The organism is Myxococcota bacterium (assembly GCA_041389495.1).
Lineage (GTDB): Bacteria > Myxococcota_A > UBA9160 > UBA9160 > UBA4427 > JAWKRT01.
Map to the genome: position 1 here is coordinate 107,679 of JAWKRT010000003.1, position 18,379 is coordinate 126,057.

An 18,379-nucleotide genomic window follows, 5' to 3' on the forward strand; every position below is an offset into this window, starting at 1 on the left:
GCCCGTGCGCCGGAGTGCGGTCGCGCCGGTGGTGGGTGCCGCGCGCGCGCGGCGGGGGACGGAAATCGCGCGCGCCCGCGACCCCCGAGCGGCCCTCGCGGACACCCACCCGACGCGAGCGGATGGCCGCCCCGCGATCCGGGCCGACGGGCGGCTCGGCGCCGCACGGACCGGCGGGCGGCTCGGCGCCGCACGGACCGGCGGGCGGCTCGGCGCGCGGGCGGACGGGGCCCGCGGCGGTCGCCGAGCGCCGGATCTGAGCAGCCCGGGTGTGCCCGGGAGCCGGGTGCGCAGCGGACTGCGCAGCCGGGGAACGGGCGGCCGCAGGCGCAGCCGGCGGCAGGAGAGCCGGGAGACGCGCGGAGGGAAAGGCGAAGTGGCGCTCGTGCGCGATGTTCCCGCAAGCTTCGCGGGCCCGTCGCACCCACTTGGCACACCTTTCGCTTCGATGAACGCCACCCACGACGACCGGGAAGGTGGAGCAAGCCAGCCGTGACCGCACCGAGCATCGCCATCGTCATGCCCGCGTACAACGCGGCGCACCTGCTGCCGCGCGTCCTGCCGGCGGCGCTCGGCGCCGCGCGCGGGGCGACCGTGCTCGTCGTCGACCCGGGCTCGACGGACGGGACGGCGCGCGTGGCCGAGGAGCTCGGCGCGCGCGTGGTGCGCCTGCCGAAGCAGGCCGGCCCGGCCCGCGCGCGCAACGTCGGCGTCGCGAACGTCGACGCCGACGTCGTGCTCTTCATCGACTCCGACTGCGTCGCGAAGCCCGACGTCGTCGACCGCGTGCGCGAGGCCTTCGCCGCCGATCCGGAGCTCGTGAGCCTCACGGGTTCCTACGACGACGCGCCGCCCGAGCCGAACTTCTTCTCGCAGTACATGAACCTGCGCCACCACATCACGCACCACCGCGCGAACCGCGAGGACGCGACGTTCTGGGCCGGCTGCGGCGCGGTGCGACGCGAGGTGTTCCTGGCGGTGGGCGGCTTCGACGAGCAGCGCTTCCCGCGGCCGCAGATCGAGGACATCGAGCTCGGCTACCGCATGCGCGAGAAGGGCGGGGCGCGGCTCGACCCGGATCTCCAGGTCACGCACCTGAAGCGCTGGACGGGCCGCAACGCGATCTACACCGACGTCGTCGAGCGCGGGATCCCGTGGACCACGCTCATGCTCGAGCGCGGCGGCGTCCCGAACGACCTGAACCTGCGCACCTCGCAGCGCGTCGCCGCGGCGCTCGCGCCGCTCGCGCTGGCCTGCGTCGCCGCTCTCCCGGTCGCGCTCGCCGCCGGCGCGCCGGCGATCGCGGCGGCCGCCGCGATCGTGCTCGCGACCTCGGTCTCGCTCCAGATCGACCTCGTGCGCGAGTTCGCCCGCCTGCGCGGGCCGCTGTTCGCGCTGCGAGCGTGGCTGTTCCACCAGGTCCATCTCTCGTACAGCGGTGCGACCTTCGTCTATTGCTGGTTGAGGAATCGACTTTGATCATCGATGAGAACCCCATGACGGAACCCAAGCACAACATCGAACACGTCGTCGTCCTCGGAGGCGGGCCGGCGGGCCTGGCCGCCGGACACGAGCTGTCGGCGCGCGGCATGAAGGTGACCGTGCTCGAGCGCGCGCCCTGGGTCGGCGGCCTGTCGCTGACGTGGGAGCGGGACGGCTTCCGCTTCGACCTCGGCGGCCACCGCTGGTTCACGAAGAAGGACTGGCTCGACCAGTGGTTCCGCGAGCTCATGAAGGGCGAGCTCGTCGACGTGCACCGCATCAGCCGGATCTACTTCGACCGGAAGTACTTCGACTACCCGGTCGCGATCAAGAACGTGCTGCTGACGGCCGGGCTCTTCACGAGCATCCACGCCGTCTTCTCGTACGGCCTGCAGATCCTGAAGGAGCGCTTCCGGCGCGAGGAGCCGGAGAACATCGAGGAGGCCTACGTCGCGCAGTTCGGGCCGAAGCTCTACCAGATGTTCTTCAAGCGCTACACGGAGAAGGTCTGGGGCCGCGACTGCACGCTGCTCTCGGCCGACTGGGTCACGCAGCGCACGAAGGGCCTCTCGATCTGGGAGACGCTCAAGAACGCGCTGATCCCGCAGAACGTGCGCACCGTCGACAAGAAGGTGGAGAGCCTCGTCGACACCTTCCTGTATCCGCGCTTCGGCTACCAGCGCATCTCCGAGCGCATGCGCGAGGACATCGAGGCCGACGGCAACGAGGTGCGCCTCCACGCGAACGTGAAGAGCGTGAGGATCGACGGCGGCAAGGTGACCGTCGGCTACGTCGACCGCGAGACGAACGAGGTGCGCGAGGTGGTGTGCGACCACATCGTCTCGACCATCCCGCTCGGCCATCTCGTGCAGATCGTCGAGCCCGGCGCGCCGTCGCACGTGATCGACGCGGCCAAGGGCCTCGAGTTCCGCAGCGTGATCACGGCCAACATCATGCTGCGCAAGGAGCAGGTCACGAAGGACACCTGGCTCTACGTGCACGACGAGAAGGTCGGCTTCGCGCGCATCCACGAGCCGAAGAACTGGAGCGTCGACATGTGCCCGCCCGGCACGACGTCGATCTGCGCCGAGTGGTTCTGCACGAAGGGCGACGCGATGTGGGAGATGGACGACCAGGAGATCGTCGACCGCACGGTCGGGCACCTGGCCGACGACCTCGGCTTCATCTCGCGCGACGAGGTGATCGGCGGCTTCGCGCTGCGCGCCCACCACGCCTACCCGGTGTACACGCTCGACTACAACGATCGCGTCGGGGCCATCAAGGGCTTCCTGCGCCAGCACGAGGAGTACATCTCGATCGCGGGTCGCGGCGGCACGTTCCGCTACAACAACGCCGACCACTCGATCGAGACCGGCCTGCTCGTCGCGCAGAACATCATGGGCGAGGATCACGACATCGAGGCCGTGAACGCCGACAAGGAATACCACGAGGAGAAGCGTCTCGATGGCGACCGACGTTAAGCACGTGGCCGCCGCGCACCCGCGCGAGGCGGTCAGCGCGAGCGAGCGCGACGTGATGGAGCAGGCCTTCGGCCGGATCGACCCGGTCGCGCTCGGCGCGGGGGTCGGGATCGTCGCGGGCCTCGCGCTCGCGGCGGCGACGGCCTGGCTGCTGCTGCAGGGGGGCGCGATGGTGGGCCTGCACCTGAAGCGCCTGGCCTTCTTCCTGCCCGGCTACGCCGTGACGTGGCCGGGCGTCGGCATCGGGTTCATCGACGCGCTCGTCGTCGGGTTCGTCGCCGGCGCCGCGCTCGCAGCCCTCTGGAACGCCTATCACCGTCTGTTCATCGCGGTCGTCGTCGCGCGCGAGCGCGCGCGCGAGGTGCGCCGCGAGCTCCAGGAGCTCTGAGCCCCATGGCCGCATCGCATGTCCACTCCGGATCGTCCGCGCCCTCCGTGGCGGGCGCGCTCGTCCGACTCAATGCGCACGTGCTCGGCGCCGTGCTCGCGCTCGTCCTCGGCGCGTCGCTGTTCGTCGCGACGCTCGTCCTGCTCGCGCAGGGCGGGCCGCAGACGGGCCAGATGCTGTCGCTGCTCGCGTACTTCTTCCCGGGCTACGGGATGTCGTTCGGCGGCGCGATCGTCGGCGGTCTGTGGGGAGCGCTCGCGGGCTACGTCGTCGGCTTCGCGGTCGGGCGCGCGTACGGGCCGTGGATGCTGCGCGGCACGGTGCGCATGCTCGACCGCCGCGCGCGCGGCGAGGTCGGCGTCCACACGATCGTGAGCCTGCGCCCCGTCGCGTTCGCGACCGTGAGCGCGGCGCTCCTCGCGGTCGGCCTCCTCGTCGCGACCAACTGGCTCTGGCTGCGCTCGGGCGGCGTGCCGAGCCCGCACCTGCTCCTGCTGACGAACTACCTCCCCGGCTACGCGACGAACCCGCTCGGCAGCGTCGTCGGCGCCTTCTGGGTCTTCGTGTACGGCTTCACGGGCGCCTTCGGCGTCGCCTGGATCTACGGGAAGGTCTCGCTCGCGCGCAACGGCCCGCCGCGCGGCGTCCCGCGATGACGACCGCCGCGCCGTCCGGCGACGAGCGGGACGGCGGCTGCGCGTGCGGCCACGTCCGCTACCGGCTCGCGAGCGCGCCGATGTACGTCCACGCCTGCCACTGCACGTGGTGCCAGCGCGAGACCGGCGCCGCCTTCGCCGTGAACGCGCTGATCGAAACCGATCGCGTGGCGCTGCTCGCGGGCGAGGTCGAGTGGGTCGACACGCCGACGAACAGCGGAAAGGGCCAGCGCGTCGCGCGCTGCCCGCGCTGCCGCGTCGCCGTCTTCAGCCACTACGCCTACGGCCCGATCGGCGACGACGTGCGCTTCGTGCGCGTGGGCACGCTCGACGACCCGTCGCGCACGCCGCCCGACCTGCACATCTTCACGTCGACGAAGGTCGCGTGGCTCGCGCTGCCGGAAGGCGCCCCGGCCGTTGCGGAGTTCTACAAGGCGTCCGAACGCTGGCCGGCGGCGAGCCTCGAGCGCCGGACGGCGCTGTTCGCCGCCGCGGAGGCCGCGGCCGCGCGGTAGGCGCTCGCCGCGCCCGCGCGGCGGCGCGCGGGCCGCTCAGTCCTCGACGACGTGCGTCTCGAACACGGCGCGGTACTCGCGCCAGCGCGCGGCGTCGAAGCTCCCGTCGTCGCGCAGGCAGTCGACCGCGGCGCGCGCCATGAAGAGCGCGTGGTGCGTGTTGTCGTGCGCGAAGAGCCCCTGGCGTCCGAAGCTCTCGAGCCCGTCGATGCCCTCGAGGAAGCCGTCGAGCGCGGCGAAGTGCGCCTCGTAGCCCTCGCGGTAGATCGGGTAGGCCGCGGGCAGGCGCCGCGTCGCGACGGAGAGGACGTCGCAGCCGACGGGCAGCCCCGCGCGCGCGAGCCCGTCGGCGACGAGCGCGCCGAGCCCGGCGTCGTCCATCGACCAGACGGCGTCCGTCGGCGCGCACGGGAGCTCGGCGCACAGCACGGTGCGCCCGCGCGGCTCGCCCTGTGCGGCGTAGTTCTTGGGCTCGGAGAGCCGCGTGAAGGGGATCGCCTCGCCCGGGAAGTAGTGCGCGTCGTACTCGGTGAACCGATCCGTGTCGAGCACGAGGTAGACGAGGATCATCGAGCGCAGCTCGAGCGACCGCGCGGCGTCGAGCACGTGCGGCGGCGCGGCGGGGTCGAGGAGGCGCGCGAGCACGCCGTTCGGGATGGTCGACCAGACGTGCTCGGCCTCGAGCTCGCGGGGCGGCGCGCCGGCCGCGCCGCCCTCGGCCCGGACGACGAAGCTCCCGCCGTCGCGGCGCACCGCCGCGGCGGTCGTTCCCAGGTGCAGTCGCGCGCCCGCCGCGACCGCGGCCTCGGCGTACGCCTCGCAGATCTGGCCGAAGCCGCGCCGCGGATAGAAGAACGTGCCCTTCGCCGTCGCGGCGCCCGTGCCCGCGCCGCCCGGGAGCAGACGTTTGATCATCTTGCCGATCGAGCCGGCGGAGACGCGCTTGTAGGCCTGCGTCGCCGAGATCGCCTCCGGCTCGAGTCCCCACATCTTGCGCGCGTACGGGAAGTAGAAGTCGCGGCAGATCGTGCGGCCGAGGCCGCGCTCGAGCACGCTCGCGAACGTCTCGGGCCCGCGCGCGGGCGGCTTCGGCAGCGGCTTCGTCGCGAGGTCGAACCCCACGCCGAGCGCGAACGCGGGCGGCATGCGCAGCAACAGGTCGAGCGGCCGCAGCGGGAAGTGCACGAAGCGGCCGAGCAGGTGGATGCGCCCGTGGCGCGGACGCTCGAGCAGGTCGGCGCCGAGCAGGCCGCGGATCTCCGCGAAGATCTCGGGGTCGGTCGCGGGGTGCAGGCGGTGGCTGCCGTAGTCGGCGCGCACGCCCGCGATCTCGAAGCTGCCGGCGTTGCCGCCGACGGCCTCGCCGCGCTCGAGCACGTCGACGGGGATGCCGCGGCGCGCGAGGCCGAGCGCCGCGCCGAGCCCGGCCGGCCCCGCGCCGAGGACGACGACCCGAGTGCTCACCGCGTTCCCTCCGCCCGCGCGGCGACGCCGTCGCCGCGGCTCCCGAGCCCGCCGGCTCCCGTTCCCGTTCCGAACGCGAGCGCGCCCGAGGCGAGGCCGAGCGCGATCAGCGCGCCCTGCCACAGGAGCGACTGCCCGACGGCCGCCGCCGACGCGACGCCGAACGCGCCGAGCAGCGCGGCGAGGGCGGCCTCGCGCACGCCGAGGCCGCCGAGGCTGATCGGCGCGAGCGCCACGATCTTCGCGAGCGGCCAGCACAGGAGCCACACGGCGAACGGGACGTCGATGCCGACCGCGCGGCCGAGCATCGCGTTGAGCGCGACGAACGCGCCCTGGACGCCCAGCGCGATCGCCGTCCCGGCGAGCGCGACGGACGGCCGCGCGACGAAGGCCTGCGTCGCATCGCGCAGCTTCGCGACGGGGCCGCGCAGCTTCGGAGGGAGGCGCTCGGCGGGGATGGCGCGCAGCGCGAGCGGGGCGCCGAGTGCACCCGCGACGACGACGGCGCCGATGCTCGCGAGCGCGGTCTGCGTCGAGGCGGGCAGCAGGCCCGGCACGAGCGCGGCGCCGACGGCGGCGAGTACGAGCAGGGCCGTCGTGTCGACCAGCCGGTCGGCGATGCTGCCGACCGCGAGCGCGGCGATCGAGTGGCGGCGGGCGAGCATGCCCGCGCGGATCACGTCGCCGCCGACGAGCGAGGGCAGGCACAGGTTGGCGAACAGGCCGGCGCCGTGCGCGCGCAGCGACTCGACGGCGCCGGCGTCCGCGCCGCTCGCGCGCACGAACAGGCGCCACTTCATCGCGGCGAGGAGATGGCCGGCGAAGAGCCCGGCGAGTGCGCCGGCCCACGTCGCGGGCGGCGCGCGGTGCAGCGCGTCGAGCAGCACGCCCGGCCCGATGAACGCGACGAGCCCCGCGAGCGCGCCGGTCGTCACCGTCGCGCGCACGAGCAGCAGGGGCCAGCTGCGCGGCGCGGAGAGCGCCTCGCGCAGCGCGCCGGGAGGCGTCAAGCCTTCCGCCCTCCGCCGAGCCCCGTGCGCGCGATCTGGTCCGAGAGCAGGCCCACGGCCCACAGCATCGTGCCGCCGAGGAAGCCGAGCAGCGCCGTCTCCGACAGGTTCCCGATCACGACGTCGTAGACGAACTTCGCGAGGCCGCCGAAGAAGAAGAACGCGCCGAGCGGCAGGAACACCTTGAGCGGATTGAAGTACACGATCGTGCGCAGGATGAGGATCAGGAACTCGACGGCGTGCGTCGGGCGGATCTTGCTCGAGCCGATGCGCGCGTAGTAGTCGATCGGGTGGTAGTGCACGAGCAGGTCCGAGCACAGCGAGGCGAGCGTGATCGACGTCGTGAACGAGAAGCCCGACGGCAGCAGGTGCTCGAAGCGCTTCACGTGACGGCGCTTGAGGACGCGCAGCCCGGAGTTCAGGTCGGGGATCGGTCGGCCGGCGAGGTAGGCCGCGAGCACGCGCAGGAACCACTTCGCGGGGCGCCGCACGAGCGGGATGGCGGCGTTCTCGCCGACGCGCGCGCCGACCACCATGTCGTACTTCGCGGCCTGCTCGAGCATCGCCGGGATCTCCTTCGCCGGATACGTCCCGTCGGCGTCGGTGATCACGATGGTCTCGAAGCGCGCGGCGTCGATGCCGGCCTTGAGCGCCGCGCCGTAGCCGCGGTTCTCGGGCTGGTCGAGCACGCGGAAGCCGGCCGCGCGCGCGAGCTCGCCGGTGCGATCGGTCGAGCCGTCGTTCACGACGATGAGCTCGCTCTCGACCTCGAGCGCGTCGAGCACGGCCTGCGTCTCGCGCAGCCCGTCGACGATCGCGCCCTCTTCGTTGTACGCGGGAATGACGACGGACACGCCGTCGATCGCGGCGGGCAGGGTCGTCCTCGTCGCTGACATCGAGTGGATCCCTCCGGGGTTCGCGTGCGTGTCGGCCGCCGGCCGTGCGCGCTGAAGGCCGAGGGCGCGAGTAGCACACGCCGCCGGGTGGGTTCACCGGGAGCGGTCGTCGGTTCCCGCGGCGAGCGCGGCCGCGGCCGGTGCGACGCGGGGCATCGCGTCGTCGCGCGTCGCGCGCGTCGCCACCAGAGCGACGAGCGCCGCTCCGAGCGCGAGGAACGGGAGCGCGAGCAGCGCCGGACCCGCCTCGACGCCGGCGGGCAGCGGGAGATACGTGCCGCCCGCGCGCCAGATCGACGTGAGCCACGGAAGGCGCGGTCCGTCGCGCAGCACGGTCTCGACCGAGGCGAGCGCGTCGGCGCGCACCATCGCGATGCACCAGGCGTGCGCGGTCGCGAGCGCACCCAGCGCGAGCGCGACGCGCCGCGGCAGCGCGACCCAGACGTCGGCGAGCGCGACGAAGAGCAACGGGACGACGGGCGCGAGCATGCGGAAGCCCGTGTTCCACTGCAGCCGCGCGAACTGGTTCGCGCTCGTGAACACGAGCAGCGCGACGAACAGCCCGTAGGCGAGCGCGATCTCGGGGCGGCGCACGCGCGCGCGACGCACGAGCGGGCGGGCGAACGCGAGCAGCAGCAGCGGGCCGAACGCGAACAGGCCGAAGCGGCGATCGAAGAGGTTCTCCGCGAGCAGGTCGAGGGCCGGCCAGTCGAAGCCGTTCCAGCCCTCGCCGGAGTACTGCGTCGCCGGCATGTAGTGCTGGGCCGGGAGGAAGGGGTTCCCGAACGCCCACGCCTGGTAGGCGAGCAGCGCGCCGACCGGCACGCACGCGCCGCCGACCATCGCGGCCATGCGCGCGAGGGCACTCGGCAGCGGCAGCGCGCGCACGAGCCGCTCGAGCGCGTAGAGGCCGAGCACCACGACGGGCACCGCACCGGCGTAGTCGCACAGCAGGCCGAAGCCCGTCGCGAAGCCCGCGAGCGCGAGCCGCACCGGACGCGTCGTGATGCCGCCGTCGCTCCAGAGCAGGGCGAAGCACGCGAGCGTCGCGTGCGCGACGAGCAGGTTGTGGTTCAGGAAGGCCGCGCGGAAGAAGAGCGGCGTCGCGAAGGCGTAGAGCAGCGCGAGCTCCGCGCTCGCGCGCCGCGCGAATCCCATCCGCAGCAGGAGCCCGTGCAGCACGACCACCATCGCGGCCGCGAGCGGCGCGAAGCCGAGCGCCTGGATGGCGCCGGCGGCGAGCCCGAAGCGCACGTCGAGGCCGCGCCGGAACGTCTTCTCGAAGAACGCGCGGCGGTTCGGGCGCGGATCGTCGAAGGCGGGCGGCTCCGCATTCGCGCGCCGCGCGACGATCGGCTCGACGACGCGGTCGACGAGCGGACGGACGACGGCGTACGGAACGGCGCCGACGAGCGAGGCGCCCGGGTTGTTGTTGATGAACGCGCCGCGCCCTTCCATCTCGAAGAGGTCCGGGTGCAGGCCGAGGTACGGGTCGACGCGCAGCGTCCCGCGCTCGGCGAGCGAGAACGCCGGATAGTGCTCGCGCACGATGTCGGTCGCGAAGTGGAGCGTGTAGACGATCCACGCGATCGCGAAGATCTTCGTCGCGGTCGAGAGGGCGGGGCGGCCGCGCGTCACGGGGCGTCCTCCGGGCCGCGCCTCGCGGCGGCGAGCCCGAGCTCGGCCGGGAGCGCGCGCAGCGTCGCGCGCTCGGCGACCGCGAAGACGAGCGCGTAGGTCGCGCAGGCGACGAGCGTGCGCAGCCACGGCGAGGCGGTCGGCAGCGCGTGTGCGAACGCGTAGACGGCCGCGCCCGCGAGCACCGGTCGCCACAGCGGCGCCATGCCCGGCATCGCGCCGACCCGCGCGCGCGTCGCGAGGTGCGCGACGACCCAGACGAGCAGGGCCGACCCGAGCAGCGCGAGCGCGGCGCCGGTCGCGCGCAGCGTCGGCACGAGCACCGCGGCGAGCGCGAGCGTCGCGACGACGCCGAGCGCCTGTGCGCCCATCTGGAGCCGCTGCTCTCCCGCCGCGATCAGCGCGAAGCGCGCGTGGCCCGACAGCAGGTTGATCGGGAGCGCCCAGACGAGCAGCGCGAAGACGGTCGCCGTCTCCCCGAACGCCTCGCCGAAGGCGAGCGCGCAGATCGGCGCCGCGAGCAGCGTGCCGCCGAGCCCGACGAGCCCGCCGAGCCACGCCGTCGCGCGCAGCGAGTGGGTGGCGAGCGTCGCGAACTCCTCCGGCGCCTCGTGGGTCGTGCGCACGAGCTGGGGGTAGAGCGTGAAGAAGTAGAGGAAGATGAAGCTGCCGAGGCTGAAGACGATGCGATGGCCGGCGGCGTAGTAGGCGAGCTCGCTCTGCGGCCACCACCACGCCATCGCGAACGTCGGCAGGTACTGGTTGAGGGCCCACAGGAGCTGGCCCGCGCCGACGGGCGTCGCCTCCCGCGCGAGCTCGCGCACCGTCGCCGCGTCGGGGGCGACGCGCGGGCGCTCGCCGATGCGGCGCGCGGCGAGCACGTAGTACGCGGCCATCGAGCCGAACGCGCACACCTCGATCGCGCCGACGCGCAGCACGTCCTCGGGCCCGCGCACGAAGCACGCGACGGCGGTCAGGAAGAGGCACATCCGCAGCATCTGCGCGGGAGCGACCCAGCGCATGCGGTCGAGACCCTGGAAGAGCCAGTCGAGGATCCACGGCGCGCCGAGCAGCGCGCCGGCGTAGAGGACGACGAGCGTGCGGCCCTCGGGCGTCGCGGCGAGCAGCGGCGCGAGCGTCGCGGCGACGGCGAAGCCCGCGAGCGAGAGCGCGAGGCGGAGCGCCGGCACGGAGCCGAGGAGCGCGCCGGCGCGCGCGCGGTCCTGCCCGACCATGCGCGCGGCGATCGGCCCGATGCCGAAGTCGACGACGAGGTAGCCGACCATGCCGACGGCGACGGCGAGCTCGACCGCGCCGTAGCCCACCGGCGCCAGCACGCGCGCGAGGTACGCGAAGGCGAGGAAGCCCGCGATCTTCGAGACGACCTCGCCCGACGCGATCCAGGCGTAGTCCGCGAGGAAGCGGCGCGCGAGCCCTCCGCGGTCGCCCACCGCGTCGGCCGCTGTCGACGGTGCCGTCATGCGCGCGGCGCGATCAGGCCTTGAGGGGCGGCTGGCCGGGCTCGGGCGCGGGAAGGCCGCGCTCGTCGACCTCGACGCGCACGCGCTCCGAGACCGGCAGCGGCTCCGGCTGCTCCCAGACCTTCGCGCCGAGCATGCCGCGCGCGAGGTGGACGGGCTGGAACGTGAGGCTCGGCCACAGGAAGACCTCGTTCGTGCAGTGGCACTCCTTGCACGCGATCTTGCGCCGCGCCAAGGCCGCCTCGGGCGAGTTCCACAGCTCGCGGAAGCTCTTGTCGCGCAGGTTCCCGAGCACGGGATGGCTCGCGAGCGTCTCGCACACGCCGACGTCGCCGTTCGCGTAGACCACGGCCGAGAGCCTCCCGGCCTGGCACGGCACGACCTGCGTGCGCTCGCGCGCCGTCTTCACCTTCGCCCACGCGAGCATCGGGTCGACGATCGCGCCGAAGCGGCCCTCCTCGCGCGCGCTCCACAGCCGCTTCGCATAGCGATCGAGCTCGACGTAGGCGTCGAGCGCCGGGCCCTGGAGCGAGGGGTTCTTCCGGTCGCCGCGGATGATGGCGAGGTTGTGGTGGTCCATCGCCGGGTGCCGCTCGAACAGGTAGGTCGTGAGCTTCTTGATCTCCTCGATGTTGTCGGCCGTCGCCGTCGCGATCGAGTGGATGCGCAGGCGCGCGTCCTTCTTCTGGAGCTCGGCGACGGCGTCGATCGTCTCCATCGCCTTCTGGAACGAGCGCGGGTTGCCGCGGAACTGGTTGTGGAAGTGCGGCATGCCGTCGAGCGAGAACTCGAGCACGAGCAGGTCGAGGTCCTGGCGCTGCAGCACCTTCTCGACCGCGGCGAGCGTCTTCTCCGTGTAGTAGCCGTTCGTGGGCACGTAGATCTGCTTGACGCCGTTCTGCCCGACGAACTGGTGGCACACCTCCGCGAAGTCGGGGCGCATGAACGGCTCGCCGCCCGAGAGGTTCAGGTTCTCGATCGGCCCCATGTCGCGCGAGAGCGCGACGATCTCGTCGTAGGTGAGGTCGTCGTGCTTGTTCAGGCGATCCCAGACGAAGCAGTGCTCGCACTTGAGATTGCAGATCGAGTTGATGAACAGGATCAGGAACGGCGGCGTGCCGAGATCCGTGAGGCCCGAGGCCTGGGCGGAAAGCCGCGCGTGCCGCGCGATGCGCCTACCGAACGACTCTACTGCCATGATGCGTACCTCTGGTCGCGTGCGAGAGCGCCGGCCGGGCTGCGCTCGGCGCTCGTGGGAACGGGGCGTCGCGGCTCGCTGCCGCGCAGGCGCCGCAGGAAGCGCCGGCGCGCGAGCCAGCCGTCGGAGCGGCCCGCGCGCACCGCGCGGCGCAGGCCGGGGTCGTCGAGATAGTAGGCGTCGATGCGCGGAACGGCGTGCGGGTCGGCCGCGGCCGGCACGGCCGCGAGCTGCGTCGTGAACGAGGCGCGGTACGCACGCTCCGCCGCCGCGCGCACGCGCGCGTCGAAGGCGCCGAACGGGTAGGCGAAGTGCTCGACGCGCCGCCCGGTCCAGTCGGCGAGCCGCTCCGCCCCCTGGGCGAGCTCGCGCGCGAGCGCGTCGTCCGCGAGCGTCGTCAGGTCCACGTGGTCGACGCCGTGGCCCGCGACCTCGATGCCGGGCTCCGCGGCGACGCGCCGGAGCTCGTCCGCCTCGAGCAGGCGCGCGCCCGCGATGCCGCCCGCGATGCGTCCGCGCTCCTCGCTCGCGACGGCGAAGAGCGTCGCCGGCACGCCCCGCGCGCGCAGCACGGGGAGCGCGCACTCGGCGAAGTCCGCATAGCCGTCGTCGAAGGTCACCGCGAAGTGTCGCCCGCCGCGCGTCGCCCACGCGCGCAGCGGCACGGGCTCGAAGCCGGCCGCGCGCAGGAAGTCGAGCTGCGCGCCGAGGCGCGCCGCGTCGACGCACAGCGGCGGCGGTCCGCTCGAGATCGAGTGATAGGTGAGCACCCACACGGCCGACATGACGCCTCGCGCTAGACCTCGCCCGTCCGCTGCATGTGGTCGATCACGTTCTGGATGATCGTCTCGACCGGCGTGTCCGGGTGGAAGCCGATCGTGCGCTCGAGCTTCGCGACGTCCGGCACGCGGCGGCCGAGGTCCTCGAAGCCCTCCTCGTACGCCTGGTCGTAGGGCACGCGCACGATCTCCGAGGCGCCTCCCGTCATCGCGCGCACCCGCTCGGCCAGCTCGGCGATCGAGATCTCGCGGTTGCATCCGAGGTTGAAGACCTGGCCGCGCGCCTCCTCGCACGCGACGAGCCGCACGAGGCACTCGACCACCGCGTACACGTCGCCGAAGCAGCGCCGCTGGTCGCCGGTGCCGTAGACGGTGATGTCCTCGCCGCGCAGCCCCTGGCGCACGAAGGTCGGGAGCACCATGCCGTAGCGCCCCGTCTGGCGCGGACCGACGGTGTTGAAGAAGCGCGCGATGATCACGGGCAGCGCCTTCTCGCGCGCGTACGCGAGCGAGAGGTACTCGTCGATCGCCTTCGAGCACGCGTAGCCCCAGCGGCTGCGCGTCGTCGGCCCGAGCAGCAGGTCGTCCTCCTCCGAGAACGGGATCTTCGTGCCCTTGCCGTAGACCTCCGAGGTCGACGCCACGACGACGAGCTTGTTCTTCTTCGCCGCCGCCTGCAGCACGACCTCGGTGCCGCGCACGTTGGTCTCGATCGTGCGCACCGGGTTCGAGACGATGAGCTTCACGCCGACGGCCGCCGCCAGGTGGAACGTCACGTCGGCGCGGTCGACGAGCTCGCCGACCGCGGACTCGTCCGTCACGTTGCCGAGCGTGAAGTGGAAGCGCGGGTTCGCCTTCAGGTGGTCGACGTTCTGGATCGACCCGGTGGAGAGGTCGTCGAGCACCCACACCTCGTGGCCGTCGTCGATCAGGCGGTCGGCGAGGTGCGAGCCGATGAAGCCGGCTCCGCCGGTGATGAGGGCTTTCATGAGGCCTCCGCGGATGCGGCCGCGCGCGGCGCGGCCAGGGGGGAATCGGTGGACGACGCGCCCGCCGCGCGCGCGGGCGCCCGGCCGAGCCGTTCGAGCACGCGCGTGCGACCGCGCTCGCGGGCCGCGCGCGCGATCACGTCGAAGTACTGCTCGAGCACGACGGACTCGAGCCAGCGCTCGCGCAGCGCGCGGTGGCCGGCCGCGCCCATCGCGTCGCGCAGCGCCGCGTCGCTCGCGAGCCGGTCGAGCGCGCGGCCGAGCTCGGCGTCGCCGTCGAAGACGATGCCGCCGCCCGTGGGCTCGACGATCTCGGGCAGCGGGCCGAGGCGTCGCGCGATCACCGGCGTCGCCTCGCGGAAGCTCTCGAGCACGACGATCCCGAACGTCTCGTAGCAGCGCGAGGGAACGAGCGTCGCGATCGCGCCGGCGTAGAACGGGCGGATCTGCTCGGGCGGGCGGCGGCCGAGGAAGTGCACGCGCGGGAAGTCCTTCGCCTGCGCGCGGAGCTCGGCCTCGTAGTCGCCCGTGCCGACGACGACGAGGTCGGCCTTGGCGTCGGCGCCGAAGTGCGGGATCACGTCCTGCAGGCCCTTGATCTTCTCGAGCCGACCCACGAACAGGAAGTAGGGCCGCTCCCAGAGCGGCGCGCCCGCGCCGGCGTCGCGCGACTCGACGTCGTCCGCGTCGAGGTCGGGCAGGAAGTACGGCATCACCTCGAGCGCGTGCGGGAAGCCCATCTCGCGGTGCTTCGCCGCGCTGAACGCGCTCGGCGACAGGATGGCGTCGAGCTGCGCGGTCTCGCGCTCGAGCAGCCCCGTGTGGCGCCACAGCTGCGGCGGGCGCTTGTAGTGCAGGCTGCAGCGGAAGCACTGCCGCGCGTCGCACAGCTCGCGGTCGTGCCGCCAGAGCACGTGCATCGGGCACACGAGCCAGTGCTCGTGCGCCATGTAGAGCTTCACCGCGTCGCCGCCGTAGGACAGCAGCTTCGGGCCGCCGACGAGCGACACGTTGTGGAAGTGGACGACGTCGAAGTCGCCCTCGCGCAGGATGCGCTCGATCTCGCGTCCGTGGACGACCGGCCGGCCGAGCTGCTGCGTCAGCAGGCACGAGAGCGCGCCCGCGCGCGGGCTCGCGCTGCGGAGCGGGTGCGTCGTGACGCCCGGCGGCTCCTCGAGCGGCGCCGGCTCGGGGCCGGGGTGCAGCAGGTCGAACGCGTCGACGTCGTGGATCACGTCGACGGTGTGCCCGCGGCGCGCGAGCGCGTGCGCGAGCCGGCGGATGAACACGGCGTCGCCGCCGAAGTGGTTCGGCGGGTAGAAGGTCGTGAGCATCGCGAAGCGCAGGCCGCTCATCGCGCGCCTCCCGCCGCCGCGACGGCGACCGGCCCGCGCGCGCGCGCGGTGCGCCCGCGCGCGATCTCCTCGAGCGCGCGCCGCGTGGCATCGGCCGTCGCGCGCCACGAGAGGCGTCCCGCGCGCTCGAGCGCGGCCGCCCCGTGCTTTCGCCGCAGCCCTTCGTCGTCGGCGCACGCCGCGAGCGCGGCGCGCAGCGCGGCCGTGTCGAGCGGGTCGACGAAGAGACCTCCGCCCGCGAGCACGTCGGGCAGCGGGCTGTTGCGCGTCGCGATGCAGCCCGTCCCGCACGCCGCCGCCTCGACCGCCGGGAGCCCGAACCCCTCCTCGAGCGACGGGATCGCGAGCGCGAGCGCGCCCGTGTAGAGATGGCGCAGCGCCTCGTCGGGCACGAAGCCCGGCAGGTGCACGCGGCCGGCGACGCCGCGCGCCGCGATGCGCTCGCGCAGGCTCGCGACGTCGATGTGGAAGACGTCGCCCTCGAAGTCGCCGACGAGCAGCAGGTGGAGCGACGGGCGCTCCGCGGCCACGTCGGCGAACGCGTCGATCAGCGCCGTCAGGTTCTTGTGCGGGTTGAAGCCGCCGACGTACACGAAGTAGGCGGCATCCTCCGGGATGCCGTGATCGCGCAGCCACGCGCGCCGCGGCGCGGCTTCGAGCGCGGGGCGGAACACCGGGCTCGGCGCCTCGAGCGTCACCCAGATCTCGTCGGGCGGCGTCCCGAAGTGCTCGGCGAGCGCGCGGCGCGACCACTCGGACACGGTGATGAGCCCGCGCGCGCGCCGGCGCGCGAGCAGCACCTTCGCGTCCCACAGGAAGCGGTTCCAGCGCGTCGGGAACACGACCGCGCCGTAGCGCTCGGGAATGATGTCGTGGAAGGCGACGGCGACGGGCGTGCGTCCGGGCACGGGGTAGAAGCTGTAGACCGACGGGAAGTACATGACGTCGAGCTGCGCGTCGGCCACGGCGCGCCCCATGCGCCACATGTCGACGACGCGCCGCTGGCCGCGCGCCGACGCAGCATCCGCCTGCGATTGCGAGGTCGGCGGCACGACGCAGCGCGCCGGCAGCGGCCCGAGCTCGGCGGCCGTGTGCTCGTCGACGAACAGCACGTACTCGTTGCGGTCGTCGAGCGTGACGAGCGGCGGGAGCAGCTCGCGCACGAAGCGGCCGTAGCCGCGCCCCGATCCGAGGCACGTCGCGTCGATGCCGATCCGCAGCCCGGGACGGGCGGCGGGGTCGGCGTCGCCGATCGCGCGCAGGGGTCGGTTCGAGCTCACGCGGTGCCTCCGGTGGAGCAACGCCGCCACGCCCCGATCGGTGTCGGCGCGCTCCGCACGGTGAGTCGCTCGCGGGCCGGGGCGCGTGACGGGCGGCTGCCGGTCGCCTGCGCATGGGGCGCCGGGGCGGCCTCGGCGCGGCTGCGGAGCACGTGCACGTCGCCGTCGCCGAGCGTGCCGCGGAAGGTGCGGATGGGCTCGAAGTCGCGCTCGAGGGCCGCGTACAGCTCGGGCGCGGTCGAGCGCAGGTGGAGCGGGAACGAGTAGATGACCCACACGCGCCCGCCGCCCGCCGCGCGCTCGGACCGCAGCGCCTCGAGCGTCGCCGCGTCGTCGATCTCGCGGAGGTCGGGCGCGTAGAGGCTCGCGTAGGAGTAGGCGGCGAGCCCGGCCGCGACGACGGCGTCGCCGGGTGCGCGCTCGGCCGCGACGAAGTCGCGCGCGCCCGCGTAGTCCTGCTTCGGGAAGCGGTAGTTCTGCACGAGCGTCGCGGCCGAGAGCGCGACGACGGCGACGCCCGCGGCCGTGCCGACCCGCGCCGGTCGGGCGAGCGCGCCCGGCGCGCCGCGGCGCGCGAGCGCCTCCGCGCTCGCGAAGATCCCGCGCATCAGCACGACCGCGGCGAACGCGAGGCTCGTCAGGAAGTAGCGCGGCCAGATGTTGAAGCCGATCGCGACGAGCGCGGCGAGCGTGACGACGGGCGGCAGGGCGATCAGCAGGGCGTGGAAGGGCCGCGCGCGCGCGATGCTCGCGAAGCCCGTCGCCGCGATCGCGAACGCGACGAGCGCAGCCGCTGCGGACGCGGGGCCGAGGCGGAGCCCCCGCACGATCTCGACGGCCGTCCAGAGCGGGTTCTTCCAGGTCGTCACGGTCGCGCTCCCGCTGCCCGCGCCGCTCTGGACGCCGAACGTCTCGACCACCTGCGGCAGCAGCACGGCGTAGAGCTGGAGCACGAGCGCGAGGCCGAGCGCGAAGCCGACGAGCGGCCACGCGTCGAGCGCGCGCTCCCGGCGCGCGAGTGCTACGCCCTCCTCGGCGAGCCACACGATCCCGTGCGCGGCGAACACGAACACGGCCGAGAGGTGCGTGTACATCGCGAGCGCGAGCGACAGCGCGTAGGCGAGCCAGAGCGCGCGCGGCCCGCCGCGGCGCGCGCGCAGCCAGATCGCCGTGCCGAGCCAGCTCATCAGCAGGATGCCGGTGTAGCCGCGCGCGTTCTGCGAGAACCACACGTGGTGGTACGAGAGCGCGACGAGCCAGGTCGCGAGTCGCGCCTCGCGCGCGCGCCCGGGCGCGAGCTCGTGCGCCATCCACCACGCGGCGGCGAGGCTCGCGACGCCGAAGAGCATCGCGGGCAGCCGCACCGCCCACGCGCTCTCTCCGAACGCCACGACCGACGCGTGCGACAGCAGGCTGAAGAGGATGTGGTTGTTCGTGCTCGTGTAGGTCGTGGCGAGCCGAGCGGCGTCGAGGCGCACGAACTCGACGAGCGTCACGATCTCGTCGTACCAGAGGCCGCTCCCGAGGTCGATCGCGCGCAGGACGCCGGCGACGACGAGCAGCGCCGCGAGCTCGCCGAGGCCCGTGCGCGCGCCCGACGGCGGAGCGGGGGCGCGCGGCGGCGACCGGCGGAGTGCGACGCCCGAAGCCGCGATCGCGAGCCCGATCGCGACGCCGCACGCGCGGAAGAGCAGCGCGCCGGCGTCGCCGCTCGCCGCGCCCGTCGAGGGCAGCGGCGCGAGCAGCGAGCCCACCGCCCACGCGGCG

Annotated in this window: 16 protein-coding genes; 5 read left to right on the forward strand and 11 right to left on the reverse strand. The window is 73.8% G+C overall.

What is annotated here, in order from left to right:
- Positions 1-492: 492 nt before the first annotated feature.
- From R3E88_16685 to R3E88_16705, 5 genes are read left to right on the forward strand one after another with little or no spacing between them, the layout of a single operon-like run.
- Complete coding sequence (locus tag R3E88_16685; GenBank protein ID MEZ4218125.1) at positions 493-1,479, forward strand: glycosyltransferase; 987 nt, start codon at positions 493-495, stop codon at positions 1,477-1,479.
- 17 nt (positions 1,480-1,496) lie between these two features.
- Positions 1,497-2,963, forward strand: coding sequence for an FAD-dependent oxidoreductase (locus R3E88_16690; protein ID MEZ4218126.1), 1,467 nt, complete (start codon positions 1,497-1,499; stop codon positions 2,961-2,963).
- Positions 2,947-3,351, forward strand: coding sequence for a hypothetical protein (locus R3E88_16695; protein MEZ4218127.1), 405 nt, complete (start codon positions 2,947-2,949; stop codon positions 3,349-3,351). The genes R3E88_16690 and R3E88_16695 overlap by 17 nt, the downstream gene beginning before the upstream one ends.
- Positions 3,352-3,356: 5 nt before the next feature.
- On the forward strand, positions 3,357-4,007 hold the full coding sequence (locus R3E88_16700) for a hypothetical protein (protein ID MEZ4218128.1): 651 nt from the start codon (positions 3,357-3,359) through the stop codon (positions 4,005-4,007).
- Complete coding sequence (locus R3E88_16705; GenBank protein MEZ4218129.1) at positions 4,004-4,522, forward strand: GFA family protein; 519 nt, start codon at positions 4,004-4,006, stop codon at positions 4,520-4,522. Before R3E88_16700 ends, R3E88_16705 begins: the two co-directional genes overlap by 4 nt.
- Before the next feature lie 36 nt (positions 4,523-4,558).
- On the opposite strand, the gene R3E88_16710 is transcribed toward R3E88_16705, so the two are convergent.
- The 11 genes from R3E88_16710 to R3E88_16760 form a co-directional block, all read right to left on the reverse strand.
- On the reverse strand, positions 4,559-5,986 hold the full coding sequence (locus tag R3E88_16710; GenBank protein MEZ4218130.1) for an FAD-dependent oxidoreductase: 1,428 nt from the start codon (positions 5,984-5,986) through the stop codon (positions 4,559-4,561).
- Positions 5,983-6,996 carry a lysylphosphatidylglycerol synthase transmembrane domain-containing protein gene (locus tag R3E88_16715; GenBank protein ID MEZ4218131.1) on the reverse strand — a complete coding sequence of 338 codons (1,014 nt, stop codon included), beginning with the start codon at positions 6,994-6,996 and terminating at the stop codon, positions 5,983-5,985. The genes R3E88_16710 and R3E88_16715 overlap by 4 nt, the downstream gene beginning before the upstream one ends.
- Positions 6,993-7,892, reverse strand: coding sequence for a glycosyltransferase family 2 protein (locus R3E88_16720; protein MEZ4218132.1), 900 nt, complete (start codon positions 7,890-7,892; stop codon positions 6,993-6,995). The genes R3E88_16715 and R3E88_16720 overlap by 4 nt, the downstream gene beginning before the upstream one ends.
- A 93-nt stretch (positions 7,893-7,985) precedes the next feature.
- Complete coding sequence (locus R3E88_16725) at positions 7,986-9,530, reverse strand: hypothetical protein (GenBank protein MEZ4218133.1); 1,545 nt, start codon at positions 9,528-9,530, stop codon at positions 7,986-7,988.
- Positions 9,527-11,011 (reverse strand): oligosaccharide flippase family protein, encoded by a 1,485-nt coding sequence (locus R3E88_16730; protein MEZ4218134.1) that lies wholly within the window; start codon positions 11,009-11,011, stop codon positions 9,527-9,529. Before R3E88_16730 ends, R3E88_16725 begins: the two co-directional genes overlap by 4 nt.
- Positions 11,012-11,024: 13 nt before the next feature.
- The gene (locus tag R3E88_16735; protein MEZ4218135.1) at positions 11,025-12,209 is read right to left on the reverse strand and encodes a radical SAM protein; all 1,185 of its coding nucleotides are present in this window, start codon (positions 12,207-12,209) and stop codon (positions 11,025-11,027) included.
- The gene (locus tag R3E88_16740; protein ID MEZ4218136.1) at positions 12,200-12,994 is read right to left on the reverse strand and encodes a polysaccharide deacetylase family protein; all 795 of its coding nucleotides are present in this window, start codon (positions 12,992-12,994) and stop codon (positions 12,200-12,202) included. Before R3E88_16740 ends, R3E88_16735 begins: the two co-directional genes overlap by 10 nt.
- 11 nt (positions 12,995-13,005) lie before the next feature.
- The gene (locus R3E88_16745) at positions 13,006-13,977 is read right to left on the reverse strand and encodes an SDR family NAD(P)-dependent oxidoreductase (GenBank protein MEZ4218137.1); all 972 of its coding nucleotides are present in this window, start codon (positions 13,975-13,977) and stop codon (positions 13,006-13,008) included.
- On the reverse strand, positions 13,974-15,332 hold the full coding sequence (locus R3E88_16750) for a glycosyltransferase family 4 protein (GenBank protein MEZ4218138.1): 1,359 nt from the start codon (positions 15,330-15,332) through the stop codon (positions 13,974-13,976). The genes R3E88_16745 and R3E88_16750 overlap by 4 nt, the downstream gene beginning before the upstream one ends.
- Positions 15,329-16,612, reverse strand: a complete 1,284-nt coding sequence (locus tag R3E88_16755) for a glycosyltransferase family 1 protein (GenBank protein MEZ4218139.1) — start codon at positions 16,610-16,612, stop codon at positions 15,329-15,331. The genes R3E88_16750 and R3E88_16755 overlap by 4 nt, the downstream gene beginning before the upstream one ends.
- Positions 16,609-18,366 (reverse strand): glycosyltransferase family 39 protein, encoded by a 1,758-nt coding sequence (locus R3E88_16760; protein MEZ4218140.1) that lies wholly within the window; start codon positions 18,364-18,366, stop codon positions 16,609-16,611. Before R3E88_16760 ends, R3E88_16755 begins: the two co-directional genes overlap by 4 nt.
- Between the last annotated feature and the right edge of the window lie 13 nt (positions 18,367-18,379).

Bases quoted from the DNA above. Each gene is read 5' to 3' on its own strand.
- R3E88_16705 (MEZ4218129.1), top strand. From the start codon at position 4,004: ATGACGACCGCCGCGCCGTCCGGCGACGAGCGGGACGGCGGCTGCGCG.
- R3E88_16740 (MEZ4218136.1), bottom strand. From the start codon at position 12,994: ATGTCGGCCGTGTGGGTGCTCACCTATCACTCGATCTCGAGCGGACCG.
- R3E88_16700 (MEZ4218128.1), top strand. From the start codon at position 3,357: ATGGCCGCATCGCATGTCCACTCCGGATCGTCCGCGCCCTCCGTGGCG.
- R3E88_16690 (MEZ4218126.1), top strand. From the start codon at position 1,497: ATGACGGAACCCAAGCACAACATCGAACACGTCGTCGTCCTCGGAGGC.
- R3E88_16750 (MEZ4218138.1), bottom strand. From the start codon at position 15,332: ATGAGCGGCCTGCGCTTCGCGATGCTCACGACCTTCTACCCGCCGAAC.
- R3E88_16695 (MEZ4218127.1), top strand. From the start codon at position 2,947: ATGGCGACCGACGTTAAGCACGTGGCCGCCGCGCACCCGCGCGAGGCG.
- R3E88_16735 (MEZ4218135.1), bottom strand. From the start codon at position 12,209: ATGGCAGTAGAGTCGTTCGGTAGGCGCATCGCGCGGCACGCGCGGCTT.
- R3E88_16730 (MEZ4218134.1), bottom strand. From the start codon at position 11,011: ATGACGGCACCGTCGACAGCGGCCGACGCGGTGGGCGACCGCGGAGGG.
- R3E88_16720 (MEZ4218132.1), bottom strand. From the start codon at position 7,892: ATGTCAGCGACGAGGACGACCCTGCCCGCCGCGATCGACGGCGTGTCC.
- R3E88_16745 (MEZ4218137.1), bottom strand. From the start codon at position 13,977: ATGAAAGCCCTCATCACCGGCGGAGCCGGCTTCATCGGCTCGCACCTC.